Annotated in this window: 2 protein-coding genes; both read left to right on the top strand. The window is 23.8% G+C overall.

Features of this window, described 5'->3' with window-relative positions:
- Nucleotides 1-2148, top strand: a 2148-nt coding sequence (locus Q0V15_RS12825; RefSeq protein ID WP_297439533.1) for a hypothetical protein, incomplete at its 5' end; no start/stop codon positions are given.
- Nucleotides 2149-2157: 9 nt separating this feature from the next.
- Entirely contained in the window at nt 2158-2802 is a 645-nt protein-coding gene (locus Q0V15_RS12820; RefSeq protein WP_297439532.1) for an ATP-binding cassette domain-containing protein, read from the top strand.
- Nucleotides 2803-2804: the final 2 nt, after the last annotated feature.

Raw genomic sequence — 2804 nt, 5'->3', positions numbered from 1 at the left:
TTACTACTAACATTCTTTATACTTATTTCAATAATGACTTTAAGCATTTATTCACAATCAAGTTTAATGAAAAAAGTAACTAGTAATACATATCAAATTAATGTTAGTAATTGGACTAAAAAAGAAACTTCACACGATATAAATAAGACTATTGAAAAGATATCAAAACAACAAAATGCAAATATTTATAGAATTTATTATGTCCCTCAAATGACTAAAAATGATATTGATATATATGCATCTATCGGAAGCAAACAAGCTTTTACTAATTTATTTAATATTAAATTTAAAGGAGAAAACACTCCTGCTAATTTACAAAACAATTTAATTTTAAGTACAAATTCAAAAGCTGATAATATGATTGGGCATATTAGAATTTTAAATGATAATAATATAAATATCCAAAGTCTAGCAGGTAGTAGTATACTTCCTATCACTGGAGTTTATTATGTTCAGGGTGGAAATAGTAAAAGTATTATAAGCGCATTTAAAAATCTTGGCTTAACTAGCACACTACTCAAAAATGATAATGTTAATTCTACTCAAAGTTCATTTAATACAAATGTTATTGTAGCGAGTGCTTTAGTAATTATTTTAATTATAATTACTTACTTATATTATTTAATTGGAACATTAAAAGAATATGCCATCAAAGTAGTTAGTGGTTATTCTAAGATGGACATTTTTAAAAAATATGTAAAAACATCTTTAGTTATCACAGCATTATGTATTTTAGTAAATATTATAATTACTATAATCTACGCATACTTCAAATACAAAGTAGGCATACTTAATTTCCTAATATACTATATAAGTATTTATGTACTAGTGTATATAGCTATAAATATATTATTAATACTACTATCACTTGTAATCTTTAGAGCTGATGTTTATAGCTCTCTAAAAAATAAAAAGCCATTAGTTTTAATAGCAAAAGCTAACTTTATTTTTAAATATTTAAGTTTAATAATTATAATTTTTGTTATTGTTCAATTGATTAGTGGATTAATGATGAAAAATAAAATCCTAAAACAAATGAGCTATTGGCAAAATACAAATAAGTATTCTTATACAGTATTTAATTTTAATACTACTAATAACTTAGCAGAAATTAAAACTTCTTTTAAATTTAAAAATTTCTTTGAAGATGTAAATAGCAATGCTATTTTATGTGCTCCTACATATGGAATAACAGGAGTTATAAAACTTAATAATTTTGCTAATCCATTAGAAGATACATCTTTACAAGATGGAAATGCTTTATATGCTAATGCAAATTACTTAAAAGAAAATCCTATATATGATATTAATAATAAAAAAGTTAAAGTAGCAAATAATTTTGGAGATTATTTAATTGTACTTGTACCAATAAAATATAAAAAAGATATTAACCAAATAAAAGCATCTTATCAAAAAAACTATCAAATGGAGAAATATATAACTAAATCTATGTATCAGCAAGCTATTGGTGGGCAATATGCTTTAAGTCCTAATGATTATCCTCCTGTAAAAGTAGAGATTAAATTTATTAGGAATAATCAAAAAACACCTCTATATAATATTAGGAAACCTTATAGTGTAAATTCATGTATAGCAATACTTGATGGTATTAATATGGGTGCTGACACTTATGAAAGCCTTTTATCTAGAGGTACAGTATTTGTAAATAATTCATATAACAATAGGCTAATGAAATCAGCAATAAAGGAAAGTGGCTTAACTAATAATTTAGTTGCTACACCTACTTTATATAGCAGAGTATCTGCCTATATGTATAAACTACAAAAAGAATTATCAGTAGATTTATTCTGTATAGCTATTTTAATTTTCACACAAATATTAATTAGTATATTTGCTGTTGTGAATTATATAGAAAGAAATAAAATGATATTTGCAGTTAAAGTACTCGGTGGATATTCTAACTTTGAAATCATCAAAAAATTTATATTTAAAAATCTTATTGGATATGGAATTGTACTTGGTATAAATTTATTATTCTATATAAAAATGCACACTTTAAATATAGAGTTATTTGGAATTACTAATGGGATAGTTCTTCTGATGTTATTAATTGATAGTATCGTATTTTATATAATGTATAAATCACATTTAAAAACAATTTTAAAATCTATTTTAAACAAGGAGTAATATAATATTATGATTAAAATTAAAAATTTATATAAAGCTTATAATGAAACAACTATATTTAAAAATTTTAATATAGAAATTGCAGAAAAAGAGATAGTTGCAATAACTGGTTCTAGTGGCGCTGGTAAATCTACTCTCCTAAATATAATTGGAGGTCTAGAAAAAGCAGACTCTGGAGAAATCTATATAAATGATAAACTTATAGATTGGAATAACTCTAAAGAACGAAGAGAAATGTTTAAATCTGTATTCTGTTATTTATTCCAAAACTATGGACTAATAGATAACATGACCGTAAATGAAAATTTAGATATTGCACTAAAATATACTAAAAGTACTACTAGTAAACTTGATAGAAAAATGGAAATTTTAAAAAAAGTAGGAATTGGTGATTTACTAAATACAAAAGTATTTAAATTAAGTGGTGGAGAGCAACAAAGAGTTGCCCTTGCTAAAATATTTTTAAAAGATAGTAAAATAATCTTAGCAGATGAACCCACAGCCTCTGTTGATAAAGATAATGCAACTAAGATTTTCAATTTATTAAGCTTACTAAGAGATGTTGAAAACAAAACAATCATAATAGTTACGCATGATAAATATATAGCTTCACTATGTGATAGGACTATTAGTATTGATAATATAGAAAGTTAAAA

It is taken from the genome of uncultured Clostridium sp., assembly GCF_947036855.1.
Taxonomy (GTDB): Bacteria; Bacillota; Clostridia; order Clostridiales; family Clostridiaceae; genus Sarcina.
The sequence above is the reverse complement of the archived record's forward strand: the minus strand, read 5'-3'. Positions and strand labels throughout refer to the sequence as shown.